This window comes from Micromonospora sp. HNM0581, from assembly GCF_012726175.1.
GTDB lineage: Bacteria > Actinomycetota > Actinomycetes > Mycobacteriales > Micromonosporaceae > Micromonospora.
Window position 1 is genome coordinate 108,644 of record NZ_JAASAD010000013.1, and the last position, 23,352, is coordinate 131,995.

At 71.3% G+C, this 23,352-nt stretch carries 15 protein-coding genes; 4 read left to right on the top strand and 11 right to left on the bottom strand.

What is annotated here, in order from left to right:
- The first annotated feature begins 98 nt into the window (after positions 1–98).
- Both HCA58_RS16680 and HCA58_RS16685 read left to right on the top strand, forming a co-directional pair.
- Positions 99–803, top strand: a complete 705-nt coding sequence (locus HCA58_RS16680) for an ABC transporter ATP-binding protein (protein WP_169598799.1) — start codon at positions 99–101, stop codon at positions 801–803.
- A complete protein-coding gene (locus HCA58_RS16685) occupies positions 800–3,529 on the top strand; it encodes an FtsX-like permease family protein (RefSeq protein ID WP_346776012.1) in 2,730 nt (909 codons plus the stop codon). The genes HCA58_RS16680 and HCA58_RS16685 overlap by 4 nt, the downstream gene beginning before the upstream one ends.
- A gap of 139 nt (positions 3,530–3,668) precedes the next feature.
- On the opposite strand, the gene map is transcribed toward HCA58_RS16685, so the two are convergent.
- The gene (map, locus tag HCA58_RS16690) at positions 3,669–4,526 is read right to left on the bottom strand and encodes a type I methionyl aminopeptidase (protein ID WP_169598763.1); all 858 of its coding nucleotides are present in this window, start codon (positions 4,524–4,526) and stop codon (positions 3,669–3,671) included.
- Positions 4,527–4,621: 95 nt separating this feature from the next.
- Here map and HCA58_RS16695 point away from each other — a divergent pair, with 95 nt between their 5' ends.
- Positions 4,622–4,936 (top strand): STAS domain-containing protein, encoded by a 315-nt coding sequence (locus HCA58_RS16695; protein ID WP_169598764.1) that lies wholly within the window; start codon positions 4,622–4,624, stop codon positions 4,934–4,936.
- Positions 4,937–4,962: 26 nt separating this feature from the next.
- On the opposite strand, the gene HCA58_RS16700 is transcribed toward HCA58_RS16695, so the two are convergent.
- The 8 genes from HCA58_RS16700 to pcaF form a co-directional block, all read right to left on the bottom strand.
- Positions 4,963–8,667, bottom strand: a complete 3,705-nt coding sequence (locus tag HCA58_RS16700; protein ID WP_169598765.1) for a SpoIIE family protein phosphatase — start codon at positions 8,665–8,667, stop codon at positions 4,963–4,965.
- Between the two features lie 170 nt (positions 8,668–8,837).
- Positions 8,838–9,605 carry a 3-oxoacyl-ACP reductase gene (locus HCA58_RS16705; RefSeq protein ID WP_169598766.1) on the bottom strand — a complete coding sequence of 256 codons (768 nt, stop codon included), beginning with the start codon at positions 9,603–9,605 and terminating at the stop codon, positions 8,838–8,840.
- A 2-nt stretch (positions 9,606–9,607) separates the two neighbouring features.
- Entirely contained in the window at positions 9,608–10,963 is a 1,356-nt protein-coding gene (locus tag HCA58_RS16710; protein ID WP_169598767.1) for an aldehyde dehydrogenase family protein, read from the bottom strand.
- A 110-nt stretch (positions 10,964–11,073) separates the two neighbouring features.
- Positions 11,074–12,438 carry a glutamine synthetase family protein gene (locus HCA58_RS16715; RefSeq protein WP_169598768.1) on the bottom strand — a complete coding sequence of 455 codons (1,365 nt, stop codon included), beginning with the start codon at positions 12,436–12,438 and terminating at the stop codon, positions 11,074–11,076.
- 340 nt (positions 12,439–12,778) lie between these two features.
- Entirely contained in the window at positions 12,779–13,279 is a 501-nt protein-coding gene (locus HCA58_RS16720; protein WP_169598769.1) for a DUF456 domain-containing protein, read from the bottom strand.
- A 60-nt stretch (positions 13,280–13,339) separates the two neighbouring features.
- A complete protein-coding gene (locus HCA58_RS16725; RefSeq protein ID WP_169598770.1) occupies positions 13,340–15,508 on the bottom strand; it encodes a bifunctional diguanylate cyclase/phosphodiesterase in 2,169 nt (722 codons plus the stop codon).
- 4 nt (positions 15,509–15,512) lie between these two features.
- Positions 15,513–16,331 carry an SAM-dependent methyltransferase gene (locus HCA58_RS16730; protein ID WP_169598771.1) on the bottom strand — a complete coding sequence of 273 codons (819 nt, stop codon included), beginning with the start codon at positions 16,329–16,331 and terminating at the stop codon, positions 15,513–15,515.
- A gap of 116 nt (positions 16,332–16,447) precedes the next feature.
- A complete protein-coding gene (gene pcaF / locus HCA58_RS16735; protein WP_169598772.1) occupies positions 16,448–17,650 on the bottom strand; it encodes a 3-oxoadipyl-CoA thiolase in 1,203 nt (400 codons plus the stop codon).
- A gap of 105 nt (positions 17,651–17,755) precedes the next feature.
- Between pcaF and HCA58_RS16740 the strand changes: the two genes are divergently transcribed.
- Positions 17,756–18,622 carry a DUF998 domain-containing protein gene (locus HCA58_RS16740; RefSeq protein WP_240956344.1) on the top strand — a complete coding sequence of 289 codons (867 nt, stop codon included), beginning with the start codon at positions 17,756–17,758 and terminating at the stop codon, positions 18,620–18,622.
- On the opposite strand, the gene HCA58_RS16745 is transcribed toward HCA58_RS16740, so the two are convergent.
- The gene (locus HCA58_RS16745) at positions 18,571–22,215 is read right to left on the bottom strand and encodes an ABC transporter ATP-binding protein (protein WP_169598773.1); all 3,645 of its coding nucleotides are present in this window, start codon (positions 22,213–22,215) and stop codon (positions 18,571–18,573) included. The genes HCA58_RS16740 and HCA58_RS16745 overlap by 52 nt on opposite strands.
- An 87-nt stretch (positions 22,216–22,302) precedes the next feature.
- Positions 22,303–23,142, bottom strand: coding sequence for a DUF4081 domain-containing GNAT family N-acetyltransferase (locus HCA58_RS16750; protein ID WP_169598774.1), 840 nt, complete (start codon positions 23,140–23,142; stop codon positions 22,303–22,305).
- Positions 23,143–23,352: the final 210 nt, after the last annotated feature.

A 23,352-nucleotide genomic window follows, 5' to 3' on the forward strand; every position in this document is an offset into this window, starting at 1 on the left:
CCACCCCCGACGGACAGGTGCCGGCCGCCCCCGGACCGCCGCCCGGGTCGCCCGCTGGCGCAGCCGGCCCCGGCCCGGCCGCCGACACCGTACTCGACCTGCGCGACGTGCACCGTACGCACGGCAGCGGTCCGGCGGCGGTACACGCCCTGCGCGGGGTGAGCCTCACCGTGTGCCCCGGCGAACTGGTCGCCGTGATGGGCCCCTCCGGCTCCGGCAAGTCCACCCTGCTCACCCTGGCCGGTGGACTGGACAGCCCGACCGCCGGCGAGGTGCACGTCGAAGGACAACCACTGCACGCGCTGGACCGGCGTGGGCTGGCCCGGCTGCGCCGCCGCCGCATCGGGTACATCTTCCAGAACCTCAACCTCGTCGGCAGCCTCACCGCCGCGGAGAACGTCGCGCTCCCCCTCGAACTGGACGGCACCGGGGTACGCACGGCCCGGCGGCTGGCGCTCGACGCGCTCACCGATGTCGGTCTGTCGGAGTTGGGTGACCGGTTCCCGGACCAGCTCTCCGGTGGCCAGCAGCAGCGCGTGGCCATCGCTCGGGCCCTTGTCGGGCAGCGACGCCTCGTCCTGGCCGACGAGCCGACCGGGGCGCTGGACTCGCAGACCGGGGAGGCGGTGCTGCGGCTGCTGCGTCACCGGGTCGACGCGGGGGCCGCCGGCATCCTGGTGACCCACGAGGCCCGCCACGCCGCCTGGGCCGACCGGGTGATGTTCCTGCGCGACGGCGTGGCTGTCGACTCGACGGCCCCGTTGGCCGGCGTCGATGCCCTGCTCAGCGGCAGCGGCCGGTGACCGGCCTGGCGCCAGGGTCGATCAGCGGCGCCCGGCTGGCCGAGACCCTCGGGTCGTGGCGGGCCGCGTTGCGCATCGCCCGCCGCGAGGCGAGACGGGCCAGTGGACGCACCTCCCTGGTCCTGGCGATGATCATCCTGCCGGTGCTGGCGTTGAGCTACATCGCGGTGAGCTTCGACATGTCCCGGCTGACCCCGGGCGAACAGTTGGAACGCCGGCTCGGCGACGCCGATGCGGAACTTCGGGTGGTCGGGCACGGCCCAGTCGAGCAGAGCCCCGACGGCAGAGGCTGGACCGCCGGCGACCAGAACCGACGGCTCACCTCACCGGTCACCGCGGAGTACGTCACCGCGCTGCTACCCGAGGGCAGCCGGGTGCTGCCGGTACGGCGCTGGGTGCCGTACAGCGCCTGGCTGGGTGACCGGCCCCCGGCGGACATGGTCGCCACGGTGGTCGACCTGACCGACCCGCTCGGGGGCGGCATCGCCCGGGTCCACCAGGGCAGGCCACCGGCCGCCGCCGACGAGATCGCGGTGAACCTGGCCGCCCGACGCGAACTGGGCGTCGACATCGGGGACCGGGTCGTCGCAGGTGACCGAACCCGCACCTGGACCGTCGTCGGCCTGGCCGAACTCCCCGAGCAGTTGACCGCGATGGTCATCCTGCACCCGGCCGGCGCGCCGACGACGACCCACCCCGACGAGGTGTTCCTGGCCGACCTGCCCGGCCCGCCCACCGACGACGTTTTCCGGCACCTCAACGGCCACGGCGTCGTGGTCACCGCCCGGGTACCCGCCCCGGCCGGGAAGCTGTTGCAGCAGAACGAATCTCGGATCGGCGCGATGGACCTGGAAGAGGTCGGCACCGTCGTGCTGGTCGGCGGGCTCGGCCTGCTCGAGGTCGTGCTGCTGGTCGGGCCGGCGTTCGCCGTCGGGGTGCGCCGTCGGCGGCGGGAGCTGGCCCTGGTGGCGGTCGCCGGTGGTGACGCCGCGCAGCTGCGCCGGGTGGTGCTCGCCGACGGTGTGGTGCTCGGCGCCACCGGCGCCATGACCGGAATCACACTCGGCGTGGCTGCCGCCTTCGCCGGCCGACCCCTCGTCGAAGAGTTCGTCTTTCAGCACCGGTTCGGCGGCTACCGCCTCTGGCCCGCAGCCCTGGTCGTGATCGCGCTGGTCGCGGTGCTGGCCGGGCTCCTGGCCGCGCTGGTACCGGCGTGGACGGCCGCCCGGCAGGACGTGGTGGCCGGGCTCGCCGGACGGCGCACCCCGCCCGGCCACCGACGCCGGTGGTTGGCCGTCGGCGTCACGCTGACCGTCAGCGGCACCGTGGTGGCCGCGATCGGCGCGGTGGTCACCTCGCAGTCGGTGATCCTCGCCGGGCTGGTCCTGGGCGAACTGGGACTGGTCTTCGCCACCCCGACACTCGTGGGGCTGCTGGCCCGGCTCGGCCGTTTCCTGCCCCTGGCGCCCCGGATCGCGGTACGCGACGCCAGCCGCAACCGCGCGTCGGCTGCGCCGGCCATCTCCGCCGTGATGGCCGCGGTGGCCGGTAGCGTCGCCCTCGGCCTCTTCCAGGCCAGCGACGACGTGCGCGCCGACCGGCACCACCAGCCGCTGCTTCCGGAACGCACCGTCCTGGTCACCGCCGCCGGCGATCCCGTGTCGGGCCGCCCGCCCACCCTCGACACGATCGACGGCCCGGTGCGGGCACTGATCGACGCCGGCACGATCGCCCCGCTGGTGGTGGCCGGCTGCTCGCCGGACTTCTACGCCTGCACGATCACCGCGACGATGCCGCCCGAGCGGGTCTGCCCCTGGCAGCCGTACTCGCCGCTCAGCGCCACCGACCAGCGGCGGGCCCGCGCCGACCCCCGCTGCCGGCACACCGGAGACGGCCCCGAGGGGCCGTACCTGCGGGTTCTCGTGGACGACGGCGGGACGCTGAGGCTACTCACCGGAGGAGCACCAGCGGACGTGGCGGAGGCCGCCGCAACGTTGCGCGCGGGTGGCGCAGTGGTCACCGACGCCCGTTTCCTGCGTGACGGCCACCTGGACCTGAGGGTCGAACACCACACCGACACGCTGCCGCCGGACATCGCCACCGTGCCCGGGTACGCCCTGCACACCGGGCTGGGTCAGCACTGGCTGCTGCTGTCCAACGCCGCCGCCGACCGGCTCGGGCTCGTGAGAGGGCAGACCGGCTGGGCGTTGGAAGCGCAGCAGCCACCGGATCAGCACCACCAGAACGAACTCGCCGCCGCGCTCCGCCCGCTCGCCCCTGCGGGGATCGCGGTGGAGGGAGGCCGGAGCCACGACGACGACACCCGACCAAGGCTGTTGTTGCTGGCGCTGGTCTCCGCGGTGGTGACCGTCGGCGCCGCCGGCATCGCCACCGGCCTGGCCGCCGCCGAGGGGCGGACAGATCTGTCCACCCTGGCCGCCATCGGCGCGGGACCGGATGTACGCCGTCTGCTGTCGCTCTGCCAGGCCGGAGTGATCGCGGTGCTCGGCTCGGTACTGGGTATCGTCGCCGGACTCGTCTCGGTTCTGATCGTGCTGGCCTTCACCAACAGGCGGTACGCCCACAGCTGGCCCGTCGAACCGCCCTACCCGCTGGTGATGCCCTGGCTCACGCTCGGCGTGCTGGTGGTGGTACCGCTTGTGGCGATGCTCGGCGCGGCGCTGTTCACCCGGTCTCGGCTACCCGTGGAACGCCGGCTGGACTGACCGGCGCCGCGGGCCCAGACGGGGCGAATAGTGCCCTGCCTACGAGACGTACGTGCAACGGGCCGGTGGTCGGGAGATCAGGATCTTCCAGCTGGTACCCGACCACGGTCACCGCAGCCGACCGACGACCTGACCATCGTCACGGCAGTGTGAGGATCTCGTGGCCGTCCTCGGTCACCAGCACGGTGTGCTCGAACTGTGCGGTCCATTTCCGGTCCTTGGTGACCACCGTCCAGCCGTCGTCCCAGAGATCGTACTGGTACGTGCCGAGAGTGATCATCGGCTCGATGGTGAAGGTCATTCCCGGCTCCATCACGTCGGTGGGGCGCGGGCTGTCGTAGTGCGGCACGTAAAGCCCGCTGTGGAAGGCTTCGCCGATGCCGTGGCCGGTGAAGTCGCGGACGACGCCGTACCCGAAACGCTTGGCGTACGACTCGATGACCCGACCGATCACGTTGATCTGCCGCCCCGGAGCGACCGCCCGGATGCCCCGCATCGTCGCCTCGCGGGTCCGCTCGACCAGCAGCCGATTCTCCTCGGCGACCTCGCCGACGCAGAATGTCGCGTTCGTGTCGCCGTGCACGCCACCGATGTACGCGGTGACGTCGACGTTGACGATGTCGGCGTCGACAAGAGTGGTCGAGTCGGGGATGCCGTGGCAGATCACCTCGTTGAGGCTGGTGCAGCAGGACTTCGGGAAGCCCCGGTAGCCCAGGGTCGACGGGTACGCCCCGTTGTCGACGAGAAAGTCGTGCACCACCCGGTCGATCTCGTCGGTGGTCACACCGGGCTTGCAGTGCTCGCCCGCCAACTGCACCGCCTGGGCGGCGATCCGGCCTGCCAGACGCATCTTCTCGATGGTCTCCGGCGGTTGCACGTGTGACCCCTGCCAGGGGCGGGGGGCCTTCTTGCCGACGTACTCGGGTCGGACGATGTGGGCGGGCACCGGCCGCCACGGAGAGAGCGTGCCGGGGGTCAGCGGCGCACGGACGGTCATGCGGCAAGCCTATCGCCGCCCGAGCGGTCCCCCTCCGCCGCCGGCAGCTCCGAGTGGTTGTTGCCCTACCACAGACGCTGTGTCAAGGTGTCTGCGTGGATCAAGGGGGCGCACCTCCCATCTTCTCCGCCGACGCGGAGACCGATGGTGATCACGTCAGTGTGGTGGTCACCGGTGAGGTCGACATGGCGACCGCCGACACCATGCTGCAGACCGTGCTGCGTACGCTGGCCCGCCGGGTCACCCTCGACCTGCGCGCGGTCACCTTCTTCGACTCGGCGGCCATCCACGCGGTGGTCCAGCTCGCCGATCGTTACCCGGACGCCCTGACGGTCCTGCCGTCCCGACAGGTCAGTCGGGTGCTAGAGATCGCCGGTCTGGGCAGCCAACCCTGGCTGCAGCCGACCTGACCAGGCTGATCGTGTCGACCGGGCGGCTACCCGGTCAACTCGCGGCGCAACGTGACCCTGGTCCCCTCCGGGGTGTGCTCGACCGCGAGGTCCCCGAGCGCCCGGATCAGCGACAGCCCGCGCCCCCGGAAGCCCGCCCCCGTCGACTCCCGCCACCGTCCGCTGTCAGTTACCGTCGCCACCACGGTGCGGTCCTCGACCCGCACCTCGACGTCCACCACCGGCTCCACCGGGTCGACCGGGTGTTCGATGGCGTTCGCCGCCGCTTCGGACACCGCCACGGTCAGGTCGAACAGGTCCGTCTCGCCCACCCGATGCGCCACGAGGAAGTCCTCCAGCCGCTTGCGTAGCACACTGAGCCGGGTCGGGTCGGCGGGCAGCCGCAGCGCGAACCGGTTGAGTTCGACAGCCTCCAGGGCCAGCACCGCGACGTCGTCCCGCCGGGGTCGGCTGGCGACCCGCGCCACCACCGCCTCGATCAGGTCCTCGACGTGCTCGCCTGAGCCGTTTGCGTCGGCACGTAGCAGGGCCAGTGAGTCGTCGATGCCGACCCGCCGGTCCTCGATCAGGCCGTCGGTGTAGAGCAGTAGCCGTTCACCGGCCCGCAGCTCGCCGGAGACGGTTTCGTAGTCGGTGCCCGCGATGGCACCGACCGGCGGGCCGAGCGCCCGGCCGTGCAGGAACGCCACCTCGGCGCCGCGGATCAGCAGGGGTGACGGATGCCCGGCGCTGGCATAGCGCATGCGACCCGTCCGAGGGCTGAACCACAGGCAGAAAACCGTCGCGAACGAACGTGACTCGGTGGAACCCACCAGCCGGTTCAGCCGGGTCAACGACTCGCCGGGATCGAAACCCTCAAGAACGTACGCCCGCAGCGCGTTGCGTAGCTGGCCCATTGCCGCAGCTGCCGGCACCCCCTTGCCGACCACGTCACCGATGACGAGCACGAGTTCGTCGTCGTCCCGGGCCACCACGTCGTACCAGTCGCCGCCCACCTCCACGTCGGCGCTGCCCGGCAGGTACCGGCTGGCCACCACGGCTCCGGGCAGTTGGGGCAGGCTGCGCGGCAACAGGCTGTGCTGGAGGGTGGTGGCGATGCGGTGCTCGGCCTCGTAGAGCTGGGCGTTCTCCATTCGCGCTCCGACCAGGCGGGCGAGCTGCGTCAACGCGGCCTCGTCGGCGTCGGCGCTCTCAGCGGTCGGATGCCACACGCTCAGCTCGCCGAGCGGCTGGTCGGCCGCACCGGTCAAGGGCAGGACGAAGGACGGATCGACGCTGCTGGCCCCACCGGCGTCGGCCTCGTAGCGGGTGCCACCGGCGGAGACCACCACCCGCACGGCCTCGGCGAGGTTCAACGCGTGGTGGGCGGCGACCCGGAGCACGTCGCCGGTGGACCGGGCGGTGTTGACCGCGACCGCAGCGTCAGCTAGCGCACGCAACCGGCGGATGATCTGGTTGCGCAGCTGACCGAGGGCCATGTTGGCGCGGACCCGGGCGATCAGTTCCTGTCCCGAGAAGGGTTTGGTGAGATAGTCGTCCGCACCCACCGACAACCCGGCCACCTCCTCGGCCGAGCCGGCACGGGCGGAGAGCAGCACGATCGGCACGTACCGGGTACGCGCATCCGCGCGCAGTGCGGCGACCAGACCGAATCCGTCCAGGCGCGGCATCATCACGTCGGTGAGCACCAGGTCGAAGGCCTGCTCGGTGGCGAGCCGCAGCGCCTCCACCCCGTCGGTGGCGGTGCTCACCTCCCAGGTGGGTACGAGCAACCGGGTGACGTGTTCGCGTAGATCGGGATTGTCGTCGACGACGAGCACCCGTCCGGCGGGTACTGCGGGCGGGGACTGCCCTTCCCGCACCGCCGACCGCTCGGCCTCCGGCCCGGTGGAGGCGGCCGACGGGTGGGACGCGGCCGTACCCGGACCGGCGGTCCACTGAACGGTTTCGGCGACGAAGAGCGGAGCCTGCCGCGGCTCGCGGGCGGTGGGGTCGTTGTCGGCCACCCGGTCGGCCGGCAGGTGCCCGGTACCGAACGGCACGGTGACCACGAAGGTGCTGCCCTGGTCGACCTGACTCGTGGCACCGACCTGCCCGCCGTGCATCTCCACCAGCTCCCGCACCAGGGCCAGACCGATCCCGGTGCCCTCGTGGCTACGGGAACGTACGCCCGGTACCCGATGGAACCGCTCGAACACGTGTGGCAGTTCCCTGGCGTCGATGCCCACCCCGGTGTCGACCACCTCCAACCGGGCGACACCGTCGACTGCGCGGACCCGGACCCTGACCTCCCCCTCGAAAGTGAACTTGAGGGCGTTCGACACCAAATTGAGGACGATCTTTTCCCACATGTCAGGGTCGACGAAGACCGGTTCCGGCAGCGGCGGGCAGTCCACCAGCAGCCGCAGCCCGGCTCGCTCACTGGCGGAGCGGAACGTGCTGGCCAGTCGGGAGGTGTAACCGGCGAGGTCGGTGGGCTCGTAGTGGGCCACCAACCGACCGGACTCCAGCCGGGAAAAGTCGAGCACCGTGTTCACCAGCTTCAGCAACCGCAACGCGTTACGGTGCATCACGGTCAACCGTTGCGTGTGGTCCTCGCCGATCGCCGGATCGGCGAGCAGGTCCTCCAACGGGCCCAGTACCAGGGTCAACGGGGTGCGGAACTCGTGACTCACGTTGGCGAAGAAGTTGGTCTTGGCGAGGTCCAGGGCGGCCAGCTCGGCGGCCCTGGCCCGTTCCTGCTCGTACGCCCGCTGTTTGCCCACCGCCCGGGAGATCTGCGCCGCGACCAACTCGAAGAACGTGCGGTACTCCTCGGTCAGCGGTAGGCGGCGGGCCACTCCCAGGACCAGGGTCCCGGCCGCCTCGTTGGTCGCGCTGATCGGCAGCACCACCGCCTCGTCGGCGGTGTCCGCCGGCACCTGACCGAGCAGGTCCGCCGTGGCGACGACCCCGCTGTCACCGGCAGCCGCCAGCTCGACCAGACGGGCGGACACCTCGGCGGCGACCGCCTCGCCGCTGCCGATTCCCGTCCGGCACAGGTGCCCGTCGGCGTCGGTCAGGTAGAGCAGCCCGAAGGGGACGTCGTCGCGATACCGGTCGAGCACCGCCGCAGCGGCCCGGCCGAGTTCTTCGCTGCTCACCGGGTCGGCCAGTGCCGAGCCAAGTTCGGCGAGGGCTCGCAGTCGTCGCTCACCCAGCACGCGGCCGGTGGTCTCGCTGCAGATGCAGAGCACCCCGCTGATCGTGCCGTCGGAGTCACGGATCGGGTCGTAGGAGACGTCGAAGTAGACATCCTCCACGAAGCCGTGCCGATCGAGCAGGAAGTGATGATCCTGGGCCTGGTACGACTCGCCGCCGCGTAGTACCCCGGTGAGCAGCGGCTCCAGCACGTCCCAGGTCTCGGCCCAGTGTTCCCGGGCAGGCTCGCCGAGCACTGCGGGATGCTTGTCACCGATGGTCGGCCGGTAGGCGTCGTTGTAGAAGGCCCGCAGATCGTCGCCCCAGAACATGGCGATCTGCGCCTTGGAGGCGAGCATCGTGCTGAGGGCGTTGCCCAGCGAGGTCGGCCAGTGGCTCGGTGGACCGAGTGGGTGAGTCGACCAGTCGCGGTCGCGCAGCAGCGCACCCATCTCACCGCCGCCCGCGAACGCTGCCGCGAGCAGCGCGGGCGTCTCGTCTCCCGCTGCGGACGGCTGGCCACCGTCCACGCCCCCCTGGGCCGATCTCATGCAGCCTCCCTGGGCGCGCCCGCACCGCTCCCGATCATCAAAGCCCTGACCCGCCTTCTACCCAGGCGGATCAGCAACGTAACGCACCCGAGTCGTCGGAGGCTGCTCGGCATCGGGCGGACCGGTGGGCTTCTCCACCACCCGACACCCCGCGGAGGGCGTGGCCGAGATCACAACGGGGTGACGTACGCCCCGGTGATGCCCCCGTCGACGACGAACTGTGCGGCAGTCATGAAGGAGGAATCGTCGCTGGCCAGGAAGGCCACCGCAGCGGCGATCTCGGTCGGCTCACCGAACCTGCCCATCGGCACGTGCACCAGCCGGCGGGCAGCGCGCTCCGGATCGGCGGCGAACAACTCCCGGAGCAGTGGCGTGGCCACCGGACCCGGACAGAGGGCGTTGACCCGGATGCCGTCCCGGGCGAACTGCACACCCAGTTCCCGGGTGAGCGCCAGCACTCCGCCCTTGCTGGCGGTGTAAGCGATCTGGGATGTCGCCGCGCCCATCAACGCCACGAAGGAGGCGGTGTTGATGATCGAGCCTCGGCCCTGCCGCCGCATGTGCGGGATGACGTGCCTACAGCACAGGTAGACACTCGTCGTGTTGACCCGCAGTACCCGTTCCCACGCGTCCAGCCGGGTGTCCAGGATGGAGTCGTCGTCCGGTGGGGAGATGCCGGCGTTGTTGAACGCCACATCCACCCGCCCGTACCGGTCGACGACCCCGTCGAACAGGTCGCGTACCGCCGACTCGTCGGCCACGTCGGCCGCTACGAAACTGCCACCCACCTCGTCGGCTGCCCGCTGCCCGCCCTCGATGTCGACGTCCACGCAGACCACCCGGGCACCCTCCGCGGCGAACCGCCGCACCGTGGCCAACCCGATTCCGCTGGCCGCCCCGGTCACCACGGCCACCCGGTCCCGCAACCGTCCCTGCATGATCACTCCTCGGTGCTGACGAAGACGTTCTTGACGTCGGTGAACGCGTGCAGGGCGTCCGGCCCCAGTTCCCGTCCCAGACCGGAGCGCTTCATGCCGCCGAACGGCGTCCAGTACCGCACCGAGGAGTGCGAGTTGACGCTCAGGTTGCCGGCCTCCACCGCCCGAGCCACCCGCAACGCCCGGCCCACGTCCCGGGTCCAGATCGAGCCGGACAGCCCGTACTCGGTGTCGTTGGCCAGCCGGACGGCGTCGGCCTCGTCGTCGAACGGGAGCACCGAGACGACCGGGCCGAAAATCTCCTCCCGCCAGTGGCGGTCGCGCGGTGAGTCGGCGAGCAGCACGGTCGGGGCGTACCAGTAGCCGGGGCCGTCGGGCCGTGAGCCGGTGAACGCCACCCGCGAACCGTCGACGTACCCGTCGACCCGGTCCCGCTGCCCGGCCGAGATCAGCGGTCCCATCTCGGTGCTCTCGTCGGCCGGATCACCCACCCGGAAGGCGTGTACCGCCGGTTCGAGCAGTTCGAGGAAGCGGTCGTACACCCGGCGCTGCACCAGCAACCGGGACCGGGCGCAGCAGTCCTGGCCGGCGTTGTCGAAGACCGCGTACGGCGCGGCGGCGGCGGCCCGTTCCAGGTCGGCGTCGGCGAAGACAACGTTCGCCGACTTGCCACCCAGTTCCAGGGTCAGCCGCTTCACCTGGCTCGCGCAGCCGGCCATGATCCTGGTGCCGACCTCGGTGGAGCCGGTGAAGCAGATCTTGCGTACTGCGGGGTGGCTGACGAACCGTTCGCCGACCACCTCGCCCCGCCCGGGCAGCACGGTGAACACCCCCTCGGGTAGTCCGGCCTGCTCCGCCAACTCGGCCAACCGCAGCGCGGTCAGCGGCGTCAACTCGGCCGGCTTGAGCACGACCGTGTTACCGGCGGCGAGGGCCGGAGCGAAACCCCAGGCGGCGATGGGCATGGGGAAGTTCCACGGCACGATCACCCCGACCACGCCGAGTGGTTCGTGGAAGGTCACGTCCAATCCGCCCGGCACCGGGATCTGCCGCCCGGTGAGCCGCTCCGGCGCCCCCGCGTAGAAGTCCAGCACGTCCCTGACGTTGCCCGCCTCCCACCGCGCGTTGCCGATGGTGTGGCCGGCGTTCGCCACCTCCAGCCGGGCCAACTCCTCAAGGTGATCGTCCACCACCGCCGCGAACCGCCGCAGCAGCCGTCCCCGCTCCCCCGCGCTGACCCCCCGCCACCGCTCGTAGGCCCGCCCTGCCCGCTCGACCGCCGCGTCCACCTGTCCGACCGAACTGTCGGCCACCTCCCGCAGCACCGTCCCCCGCGCCGGATCCCACACCTCACCCACCGACCCTCACCCCCACCTCTCTGCGACGATCATGCAGTTGTAGCGTCTGGAGTACGCAGGTATGCGCGATCCGTCACGGGCCACAATCGCATGATCGCTACGGATGCGGATCAGAGGCGTTCGAAGCCACGGGTCAGTTCCCAGTCGGTGACGGCGGCGTCGAAGGCAGTCAACTCGACGCGGGCCATGTTGGCGTAGTGGGCGACCACCTCCTCGCCGAAAGCGGCGTGGGCCACCGTCGAACCCTCCCAGAGGGTCAGGGCGTCGCGGAGAGTGCCGGGAACATGCTCCGCGGTCGCGTCGTCGTACGCGTTGCCGGTGCACTCCTCGGCCAACTCCAACTCGTTCTCGATGCCGTGCAGAGCACCCGCCACCAACGCCGCGATCGCCAGGTACGCATTGACGTCGGCACCCGGCACCCGGTTCTCCACCCGCATCCCCTGACCGTGCCCCACCACCCGCAGCGCGCAGGTGCGGTTGTCGGTGCCCCACCGCAACACGGTCGGCGCGAACGAACCCGGCTGGTAACGCTTGTAGGAGTTGATGTTCGGGGCGAAGAGCAGGCTCAACTCGCGCATGGTGGCGAGCAGCCCGGCGAGCACCCGCTGCCCGGTCGGACTCAGCTGCGCCGGCCCGTCACCGAGCATCGCCGAGCCGCCGGATGCGTCCCGAAGTGAGAAGTGGATGTGACAGGAGTTGCCCTCCCGCTCGTTGGGCTTAGCCATGAAGGTGATCGACATGCCCTCCTGGGCGGCGATCTCCTTTGCCCCGTTCTTGTAGATCACATGGTGGTCGGCGCAGGCCACCGCCTCGTCGTAGCGGAAGGCGATCTCGTGCTGGCCGAGGTTGCACTCCCCCTTGGCGCTCTCCGGAACCAGCCCCGCGCCAGCCATCTCGGTGCGGATCCGGCGCAGCAGCGGCTCCACCCGAGCGGTGCCGAGCAGCGAATAATCCACGTTGTACTGGTTGGCCGGGGTCAGCTCCCGGTAGCCGCGCCGCCACGCCTGCTCGTACGAGTCACGGAACAGCACGAACTCCAACTCGGTGCCGGCGTACGCGGTCAGCCCGTACGCGGCCAACCGGTCCAGCTGGCGGCGCAGGATCTGCCGGGGCGAGGCGATCACCGGACCGGAGCCGTCCAACCACTCCAGGTCGGCCAGGAGCAGGGCCGTCCCGGGCTGCCACGGTACCCGGCGCAGGGTGCCGAAGTCCGGTTTCATCGCGAAGTCGCCGTAGCCACGTTCCCAACTCGACATGGCGTACCCGTCGACGGTGTTCATGTCCACGTCGACGGCGAGCAGGTAGTTGCATCCTTCACTGCCGTGCGCGACGACCTGGTCGATGAAGTACGGGGCGTGGAACCGTTTGCCCTGCAACCGACCCTGCATGTCGACAAGGGCCAGGGCCACCGTGTCGATCTCGCCCTCGGTGACGGCGACCCGAAGTTGTTCCAACGTGAGCGGCGGTTGTCTCATCCACGAGCCTCCATCACCAAGGTCTACCGGGCACAGCCGATCACCGTCAATGGGCCGCACCGCTGGTACCCGCCGAGCCGAGCCGGGCAACCCGGCCGGCATCAGGTGACCGCAGGGGGCACACGCTGCCGGTGGGCCACTATTGCGTTGCCGGCACAGCCCGCGTACCCCATCCTTGAGGGTGTGACCAGGCCCGATCGCGACGGGCCGGCCGCCGGGCCCTCGGAACGGCCCGGCCTCCGCGGCGGCGCGGGAACACGTCACCTCTCTCGGGCACGGCGACGTCCCGTGCCCCGACTCCACCCCGCGCCGCCCCGGTAGGCAGCCACGCCCAGACCGGTCAGGTCATCACCAGACCGGCCACCCACAGGGCGCCGATCACCAGCCCGGAGAGAAACTCGACAAGCATCGACAGCCCCGTCGCGGCGACGGCCTGCCTCGTCGCCGGCCAGGCGAGTCGGGTGTCGCCGAGCCGCAGACGCTCCATCGCGAAGATTCCGCCGACGAAACCGATGACCAGCCCGACCACTGGAATCACGAAGAAGCCGACCAGGCCGAGCAGTACACCGGCCAGCAGCGACGCGGTGGGCACCCCGGCCCGTTTCAGGTTGCGCCCGGGCCAGGCGTACTTGACGACGGTGCCGGCCACGGCGACGAGCGTGGCGGCGACGAGCACCAGCCACCGCCCAGGCCCGGCGCCGCCGAACAGGCTCCACACCAGTACGCCACCCCAACACAGCGGCAGCGCCGGCAGACCGGGCACCACCACCCCGGCCAGCCCCGCGAGGATGGCCAGTGCGGCGACGACCGACGCCACCGCTGCCGTCTCGGTCAGCCCCACGTTGACTCCCGGTTGCTCGTGCACATCAGTCAGGAAGGGACCTTTCCTCAACCGGAGGCGTCAACAGGACGCCCTTCCCAGCTTCGGATCGCGTAGCCGGGCCACGATTGTCTCCGCCGGACCCGGCGGGGCGAACAGCCGCCCCTGCGCGGTGTCGCACCGCAGCGCCCGCAGCCGCTGCGCCTGCGCCTCGGTTTCCACCGCCTCCGCGGTGACCCACAGCTCCAACGCGTGTGCCAGCCGCACCAGCGCATCGACGATACGTTCGTCCCGGTGGTCGGCGTCGGCCGGCTCGGCGCCCCGGATCCCCTCCACGAACGGGCCCGCCAGTTTCAGGCAGGTGATCGGCAACCGGCGTAGGTACGCCAGGTTGGAGTACCCGGTGCCGAAATCGTCCACGGCCAGCCGTACGCCCAGCGCGGCTAGCCGGTGCAGCGTCCGCAGCGGCTCACCGGCCGACCCCATCACCGCGCTCTCGGTCAACTCCAGTTGCAGAAGTTCCGCAGGCAGTCCGCTACTGGCCAGCGCATCGGCCACGGTGTCCACGATCGCCGGACGGTCGGCCTGGCGGGCTGCCAGGTTGACGCTCACCACCAGCCCGGCGTCCGGGAAGTCGGTGTGCCACCGCTGGGCGTCACGGCACGCCTGCCGCAGCACCCACTCACCGAGCCGGACGATCAGGCCGGTCTCCTCGGCGAGCCCGATGAACCGGTCCGGGCCGATCAGCCCCAGTTCCGGGTGCTGCCAGCGGACGAGCGCCTCGACAGCAAGCATGCGTCCGTCGAGCAGCGACACGATCGGCTGGTAGTGCAACACGAACTCGCCCCGGTCCAGGGCCGCGGGCAACCCGGCGGCCAGCGCCGAGCGGGCGTTGTCCCGGGCGCTGCGCTCGGGATCGTAGACCGCCCACCGGTCGCGGCCCTCCGCCTTCGCCCAGTAGAGCGAGGCGTCGGCAGCCTTCATCAGCTCCGCGACGCTGGTGCCGGCGACCTCCGAGTCGACGATGCCGATGCTGGCCGAGACCGCGAGTTGCTGGTCGCCGACGCACACCGGCGCGGCGACGGCGGCCAGCGCCGACTCGGCCACGGCGATCACGTCCTGGATGGCGGCGACCCCGTCGACCAGGATGACGAACTCGTCGCCTCCCATCCGGGCGACCAGATAGCCCTGTTCGGCCACACAGTCGGCCAGCCGTCGGGCGATCATCACCAGCAGCTGGTCACCGAGGGCGTGCCCGAGACTGTCGTTGATCGTCTTGAACCCGTCCAGGTCGAGGAAGCAGACACCGACCCGGCCCGGCGGGTCGGGCTGCTCCACCAAGCTGGCCAGCCTGTCGAAGAACAGCGTCCGGTTCGGCAGTCCGGTCAGCGGGTCGTGCAACGCCTGGAAGCGCAGCCGCTGCTGCAGTGCGTACCGCTCGGTGATGTCCTCGACCACGGCGACGGTGAAACGGGGCCGGCCGTCGTCGTGGCGGATCAGCGAGACGGCCAGGTCCGTCCAGACGGCGCTGCCGTCCTTCCGGTAGTAGCGTTTCTCGACCCGGACCGCGTCGTGTTTGCCCTCGATCAACTCCTGGTACAGCTCCCACATGCCGGCCGCGTCGTCGGGGTGGAAAAGCGACGCCACGTCGAGTTGTCGCAGCTCCTCGACCGAGTAGCCCAACATGTCGGCGAAAGCGGAGTTGACGTCGATGATCGTTCCGTCGACCTCGGCGAGGCCGATGCCGATGGCCGCACCGTCGAACACCGCCCGGAAGCGGGCCTCGCTGTCGCGCAGCGCCTGCTCGGCGTCGTCCCGCGCCTGCCACATGGCGCGAGCTATCCCCTCCTGCTGAACGAAGGTCCGCTCACGCAACGCGCGGGCGAAGCCGGCCGCCAACCCGGCCTGGATGGCGGCGATCCGCGTGTCGAGCTCAGGGCGGCCGGCGGCGAGCACGTCGCTCCGGAACCGTTCGCCCAGCGTACGCACCGACCATTCGACGACGCCCGGTTCGGCGAGGTGCGCGTCGACCAGTGACCGCCCGACCTCCTGCGCCGCCGGTTCCGGCGCATCAGCGGAGAGCAGCACCTCCGCCAGTCGGAGAGTGTGCCGGAGCAGCAGCTGCTCGGTCTCGGCGGCGCTCAGCGGCACGAAACCGAGCCGACGGACAGCCCCCGCCCAGTCGGCTGCGTACCGCTGCGCGCCGGCCAGGTCGACGGTGTCACCGCCGGAAGCGCCCACGGCGGCCATCGGATCAGCCGGCGGACCGGTCGTTGCGGGCGACGCCACCGAAGGCACCGAAGCGCTGACCGTCGACGGTGACCTCGGACGGGGAGTCGGCCCGCCACAGCTCCATGTGCACCACGCCGGGCTCCAGGAGGGTCCAGTCGCCGAAGAACGCGGTGATCTCGGCCCGCGAACGGAGGGTGATCTCGGTGGCGGTACGTGCCGACAACCGCTGCGCGTCCAGCATTTCCTGTGGCTGGTCCTCGAAGGTGGAGTGCGAGATCACCAGGTGGCTGCCGGGAGCTGCGGTGGCGCGGAGGGTGGCCAGGACGTCACCGGGGCGGTCGGTGTCCGGGACGAAGTGCACCACCCCGGCGAGCAGGATGCCCACCGGCTGGTCGAAGTCGAGCAGGTCGAGCCGCCGGGCCTCGGACAGGATCCGGTCCGGGTCCCGCAGGTCGCCGTGGATGACGCCGGTCGTATCGTTGCCGGCGAGCAGGTCCCGGCTGTGTGCCACCGCGACCGGATCGATGTCGACGTAGATCACCCGAGCCTTCGGGTTCGTGGCTTGGGCTACCTCGTGCACGTTGCCGACCGTGGGGATGCCGGAGCCGATGTCGAGGAACTGGTCGATGCCGGCGTCGAGCAGGACCCGCACGGCGCGGCGGAGGAACTCCCGCCCGGCCCGCATGGTCGCCGGCAGGTTCGGTGTCATGGCCGCGATCTGCGCGGCGAGTTGCCGGTCGATGTCGAAGTTGTGGGCGCCGCCGAGAAAGTAGTCATACACCCGTGCCGCGCTGGGCCGGGAAAGGTCGATCTCGGCGGGAAGTCCGTCCGGCTGCTGCACTGGTTGCACCTCGTGTTGTCGCCCTGGATCGTGATGCTGACCACTCTAGGCCGGTCCGCGGCACGGGGGGAGATCCACAAGGTTCTTTCCTACCCGAAAATGGTTCATCTGGCAGGTCAGGCGGCCTCCAGTAGCAGTGCGATGCCCTGACCCACCCCGATGCACATGGTGGCCAGCGCCCGCCGCCCGCCCCGTCGGCGCAGTTCCAGGGCAGCGGTCAGTGCGAGCCGGGCACCGCTGGCACCGAGCGGGTGGCCCAGTGCGATGGCACCCCCGTTCGGGTTGACGTGCTCGGCGTCCTCGGGAAGCCCGAGTTCGCGCAGCACCGCGACGGACTGGGCGGCGAAGGCCTCGTTGAGCTCGATCACGTCGATGTCGGTGACGGCCAACCCGTGCCGGTCCAGCAGCCGCCGGGTCGCGGGAACCGGCCCGATGCCCATGACCCGGGGCGGCACACCGGCTGCCGCCGTGCCGGTGACCCGGGCCAGCGGAGTCAGACCGTACGCGGCGACGGCCGCCTCCGAGGCGACGAGCAGGGCGACCGCGCCGTCGTTGACACCCGAGGAGTTGCCGGCGGTGACCGTGCCGCCGTCGCGGAACGGGGTGGGCAGCACGGCCAGCTTCTCCAGCGAGGTCTGCCGGGGATGTTCGTCGACCTCGACCAGCCGGGTTTCCCGCCGGCCCGCCGGCACAGTCACCGGCACGATCTCCTCGGCCAACCGTCCGTCGGCCTGCGCCTTGGCGACCCGCAGCTGCGAGCGGTACGCGAACTCGTCCTGCGCCGCCCGGTCGACACCGTAGTCGGCGGCCACGTTCTCGGCCGTCTCGGGCATCGAGTCGACGCCCCAGCCGCGTTCCATGAGGGGGTTCACCAGCCGCCAGCCGATGGTGGTGTCGTACACCTCGGCAGATCGGGCGAACGCGGTGGCCGCCTTCGGCATCACGAACGGCGCCCGGCTCATGCTCTCCACCCCACCGGCGACGACCAGGTCCGCCTCCCCGGCCACGATCGACCGGGCGGCGGTGGCGAGCGCGTCCAGCCCGGAGCCGCATAGCCGGTTGACCGTGCTGCCGGGCACTTGTTCGGGCAGCCCGCCGAGCAGCGCCGCCATCCGGGCCACGTTGCGGTTGTCCTCGCCGGCCTGGTTGGCGCAGCCGAACACCACGTCGTCGGTGCGCGACCAGTCCACCGACGGGTGCCGGGCCACCAGCTCACGGATGACGTGGGCGGCCAGGTCGTCGGGGCGTACGCCGGCCAGGGCGCCTGCGTACCGGCCGATCGGGGTACGGACGCCGGCCACCAGGTATGCCACGGTCATAGCGAGTCCTTCGGGTGGTGGGAAGGTCGGAGGGTGGGTAACCGGGTCCACGGGGACACACCGACGGCCAGGATATCTCCGGTGCGTGCCGGATAGGTTGTGGGCATGGCACAGGCCCAGCCCACCCCGTCGGGGCACACCTCGGGCCGGAGCTGCACCGCTGGACGCCGCCCCACCGGGATGGCTGAACGCACAGCGGTCCGGCTGGTCGCCGCAGCTTCCGCCGGCTCGGTCTGCGTCGGGGTGGCCGCCGTGACGTTCGCCGTTGTCGCCGGTCCGGGTCCGGGTCCGACCGGGTACGTCAGCGAGGCCGGTGTCGTCGGCAGCGGCTACGCCTGGACGTACCGGACCGGCGTTTTCGTCCTGGCCATGGCGTTGCTGCTGTTGGCCGCCGCGTTGCGGGCCGCAGGGGTGCCTCCGGCCGGACCGGCACCGCAGCGGCGGCGGGCGGGCGGTGCCGCCGGAGTCGACAAGGTGTTGCGGGTCGCGGCGGGACTACTCGTCGCCGGTGGTCTGGCCACGGTCCTGTCCGGCGCGGTGACCTGCAGTGCCGGCTGCCCGTTGCCGCCGTTCGAGCAGGCCACCGTGGCGGATCTGGTGCACGGCGGGGCCAGCGTCGCTGCGACGGCGGCGGTGGTATTCGCGATGATCGCCGTGGTCGTGGCCCCGACTGCGGGGCGTCCGCTGCGCCGGGCCGCCGTCCTGGCGGCCGCCGCGGCGCTACCGCTCGCGGGCGCGGTCGGTCTGGCCATGCTGTTCGCCGGACGCGGTTCCCTGGTGGGCGTGTTGGAGCGGATGCTGCTGCTGGTGGCCGCGCTTTGGGGTTTCGCTACCGCCGTCACCCTGGCGGCGCCCCGCCCGGCCGTCACACCGGCCGCCGAGCCCGAGAGACGAGCGGCGCATCGTGCTGCCGTGGCCGGTCAGCCGGCCAGGTGGGCCCAGTGTCGCTCCAGGTCACGCCATGTGCCCTGAGCCGCCACCGTACCGCCGACGAGCACCACGACGTGATCGGCCCGTACCAGCGCGGCCCGCTTCGAGGTGGAACCGACCACAGTGACGCCACGGTCCCGCAACGCCTGCCACAGCGCCAGTTCGGTGGTGACGTCCAACGCGGAGGAGACGTCGTCGGCCACCAGCAGCTCGGTACGCGGAGCCAGGGCCCGGGCCAGCGCCAGCCGTTGCAGCTGTCCACCGGACAAGCGGGTGCCCTTGTGCCCGATGAGCAGGCCGAGCCCACTGCCGGTGGCGGCCAGGTCATGGTCGAGCTGGGCGGTGCTGACCGCCTCCTCGGCGTCCACCTGATGTCCGAGGGTGATGTTGTCGGCGACCGTGCCGGAGAGCACCCGGGGCATCTGTCCGACATAGCCGACCTGGTTGGGTCGCAGGAACAGCTCCGGCTCATCCACCGGTTCGCCGTTCCAAGTCAGCAGCCCGGTGTGCGGGGCGATACCTGCGAGGGCCCGTAGCAGCGACGACTTGCCCGAGCCGACCGGCCCGAGCACGAGGACCAGTTGACCGCGTGCCACGGTCAGATCCACGTCGCGTACCGCGGTGGTGCCGTCGGTGTGACGGACGCCGAAACCGACCAGGTCGAGCCGACGCAGCGGGTTACGCGGTGGCACCGTCGGAGCGGGTGCGGTGCCGGCTGCCAGGTCGACCCCGGGCACCCGTACCGAGTACGCCTCGACCCCGGTCATCTCCGCTGTCCGCCGGGTCCACACCCGCGCCGAGGGCACCTGGGAGACAAGTGACGCGGTGGTCCAGGCGAACCAGCGGGCCGCGCCCAGCGTGGCGACCGCGACCAAAGCCGCACCAGCGGACAGTCCACCGGTCAGGTACAGGGCCCACACGCCGATCGGGAAGAGTCCGCTGGCCACCGCCGGTGTGGAACGCGCCCAGACCTGCACGGCGATCTCCCGGCGCTGCCGTTCGCTGCGTACGGTGTCGAGGTTGGCGAGGTGGGCCAGCACCGGTCGGGTCGCCCCGGCCAGTTTCACCGTGCGGGCCGCCGACAGCGTGGAAACCAGCGCGGTGGCGAACGCTGCCCGGGCGGCGACGGTGTCGCGGGCCGCGCCCTCCAGTTTCGGCCCGAACGCTGTGGCGGCCAGACCGGAGAGCACCATCGTGCCCACGAAGAACAGCCCCGGCACCACGCTGCCGGTGATCAGGGTCATGGCGACCAGCAGGATCAGGGAGACGACCTGGTCGAGCACGTTGTCAGCGAGCTGGACGACCCGTTCGGTGTCGCCGCCCTGGGCCACCACCTCGGCGGGGGTGTGCCGGCTGACCCGTCGGGGGCCGGTCTGTCCGTGGACCAGGCGGGCGCTGATCCGCAGCATCTGTCGCACCCACCAGGCGGGAAACCACAGGTGAGTCCAGTAGTGCGACGGGATGGCGAGGATCAGCCCGGCCGCGATGCCCAGGGCGGGCAGCCAGGGATCGCCGGTGCCGTCCACCACGTCGGCCCAGAGCCAGGCGAGCACCGGCCCGTCCAGGCCGAGGATCGCCAGTACGGCGAAGATGCCCACCGCCGCCGCGCCGTACCGGGGGTCGTTGCGGCACAGCCGAACGATCTCCCGCAGGGTTCGGGTCCGCGATGCGGGCCGCCGGTCGCCTACCGGCAGGTCTGCCGCGACGGCCCGGCGGGCGGGCAGCTCAGGATCGGCCGGCAGATGTGCCCCTCTGCCCTCGTCGGTCTCGCCGGGCACCAGCACGTCCACGCCACGTACGGTTGCCGTACCGGCACCTACGGACGTGTCCACCGCGCTCATCGGGCCGTGCGTGCCGGCAGATGCGGCGACGGCGGCGGAGTTGGCACCGACCAGTACCGGCTCGTCGCGGTCGTTCTCCGGCTCCGGCAGCAGCCCGGGCCCCGCGTCGACACCGCGCCCGCCGTCGTGGCCGGCCGCCAGCAACTCGGCGAAGCGCCGCGACTCGGCCAGCGGGGCGGCCTCGACCACCGCACCGTCGGCAAGCACCACCACCTCGTCACAGCGGCTCACCGACGACAGCCGGTGAGCGATGACGACGCCGATCCGGTCACGCAGCAGCCGCTCTGTGGCCCGCTGCACCCGGGCTTCGGTGACTGGATCGAGTCGGGCGGTGGCCTCGTCGAGGACCACCACGTGCGGATCACGGACCAGGATCCGGGCGAAGGCGACCAACTGCTCCTGACCGGCCGAGAGCACGTGGCCCCCCTCGCCGAGGCGGGTGTCCAGACCCGCCGGCAGCTCGGCGATCCAGTTGGTCAACCCCAGCTCGTGCAGGGCCCGGGCGGCGGAGTCGAGCAGCCCGGGGTCGAAGAGCGCCACGTTCTCGGCGAGCGTTCCGGCGAGGATCTCGGTGCGCTGCGGCACCACGGCGACCCACTGGCGTAGCTGCTCGACGTCGAGGTCGAGCACGTCTCGCCCGCCGAGCAGCACCACGCCCGGTGGCACGTCGACGGCTCGGGTGAGCAGCTTGGCCAGCGTCGACTTACCTGATCCGGTCCGGCCGACCAGGGCGTACGAACGGCCGCGTACGAAGGTCAGGTTGATGTCCCGCAGCGCGGGGGCACGGTCGGCATCCGGCCCGGCGCTCGGATATCGGTAGGTCAGGCCACGGATGACCAGGTCGCCGTCACTGGGGGCGGTGCCACCGACTGGTTCCTGCGGTGCGGCCGAGAGCAGTTGGACCCGCCCCCACGCGCCGAGGGCGTATTGCACCTCCGGCACCATCCGGCTGACGTGTTCGACGGTCATGCCGAGGGAGAGGGCGAGCAGCCAGATCGCGGTCATCCGGGCGGCATCGACCCGGCCGGTGGACAGCGCCCACACACCGCCGAGCACAACCATTGCCACACCGACGCGACTCATCCCGGCCGCGACGGTGTTGACCTGCGCCGACATCTGCCACACCCGTAGGCCCCGGCGCAGCACCTCGGCCGCACGGCGGGCGTACAGGCGAAGCACGTAGGGCCGGGCCAGACTCGTACGTACGTCGTCCTGACCGTGGATGGCCTCCTCCATTACCGCCGCGAGGTCCGACCAGGCCGCCTCTTCGTGCATCCGGGCCGGGGCGATCCGGCCGGCGGGACGGCGCAGCGTGACCGCGAGCAGAACGCAGAGCAGCAGCATGCCGACTCCAGCCGGCCACCACACGGTTAGCGCGACGAGCGTGGACAGCAGGCCGACGGCGAGCGCCTGGGCCAGCCGCACGCCGGGGCCACGTACCCCTGAGGCGACGTCGTACACGTCACCGTCGATCCGGTCGAGCATCTCCCCGACCGGAGTTGTCTCCAGGGCGGGTACGGGCTGTCCCAGCGCCACCCGACACAATCGACGACGCAGATCGGCGGACCAGTCGGCGGTCACGCCGGCCATCACCAGGCTGACCACCAGGTCGCTGACGACCGAGACGACAAGCGCCACCGACAACAGTGTGAAGAATCCGACGGAGCGGTGCAGCAGCACCGGCCCGGCGAGTGCGGCGGTGGCTGCCTGGCCGACGCCACCGAGCAGGATCAGTGCGACCACCAGGGTCATCCGGCGCGAGGAGGTGACCCACAGATCGCGGAGCAGGCGCATGGGTCGGATCCTCCGGTCGGGTGGCGGAGTGTCCAGCCTGCTTTGCCGGGCCGCCCAGCTCAACGCATTTTCGGGGCAGCGGGCAGCTCAGAACAGCACGGTCGCCAGGGTGCCGACCGGGCGGAAGCCGCATCGTTGGTAGACGCGCCGGGCGGGCAGGTTGAAGTCGTTGACGTACAGGCTGACCGTCGGCGCTACCCGGGCCAGCGCGTCGCTGACGACCGCTGCCATCGCTGCGGTGGCGATGCCGCGTCCCCGCCACTCGGGGTCCACCCACACCCCCTGGATCTGCGCGGTGCGCCGGGTGACGACCGCCAGTTCGGCCTTGAAGACCACCCGCCCGTCGACGAAGCGGGCGTACGCCCGGCCTGAGCGGGCCAGGTCGGTGACCCGGCGGCGGTACCCGCGACCGCCGTCATCGGCAAGCGGCGACACGCCGACCTCCTCGGTGTACATCGCTACCGCGGCCGGGAAGAGCTTGTCCACTTCACCGCTGCGTACCCGGCGCACCTGCGGGTCGACGGGCACCGGGGGCAGCGCGTCGGCGACCAGCAGAGGCTGGTTCGAACGTACGTCGCGGGCCGGGCCCCAGGTCCGGGAGAGCCGCTCCCACAGGTGCAGGACGGCGTCGGCCCGCCCGACGATCGATGAGCAGGGTCGTTCCTCGTCGGCGAGCAGGTCGGCGAAGGCGGCGATGGCCTGTGGTCCGGCCAGCACCGGGGTGAGGTTGCCACCGAGCCAGCACACGGATTCGAGGTTGCGGCGGGAACCGTAACCCAGGACGCGGCCTTCGGCCCGCCACCAGGCCAGCCCGCGCGCGGCGACCCGCTCCGCGACCTGCGCGCTCGCGAACGGGTCGAGATCGAGCAACCGCTCGACCGCGCGCCGTTCCGATTCCCCGATTTGCCGCACCGGCGCCGTCAGCACGGTTACAGCCTGCCAGATCCGTTGACCGCGTGTTGGCGGACGGTAACGACGGCTCGACCGTCGGGTACCGCGTCGATGAACGGGCCGGTCGAATGATGACAAATCATCTTCAGCGCCCTCACTGAGCGTCGAATCCCGGTGGTCGACTTGTCGCCGCTGTGTTGGCGATATATCGTCGATGCATCAAAGATAGTTCTGTGATGGAGGCAG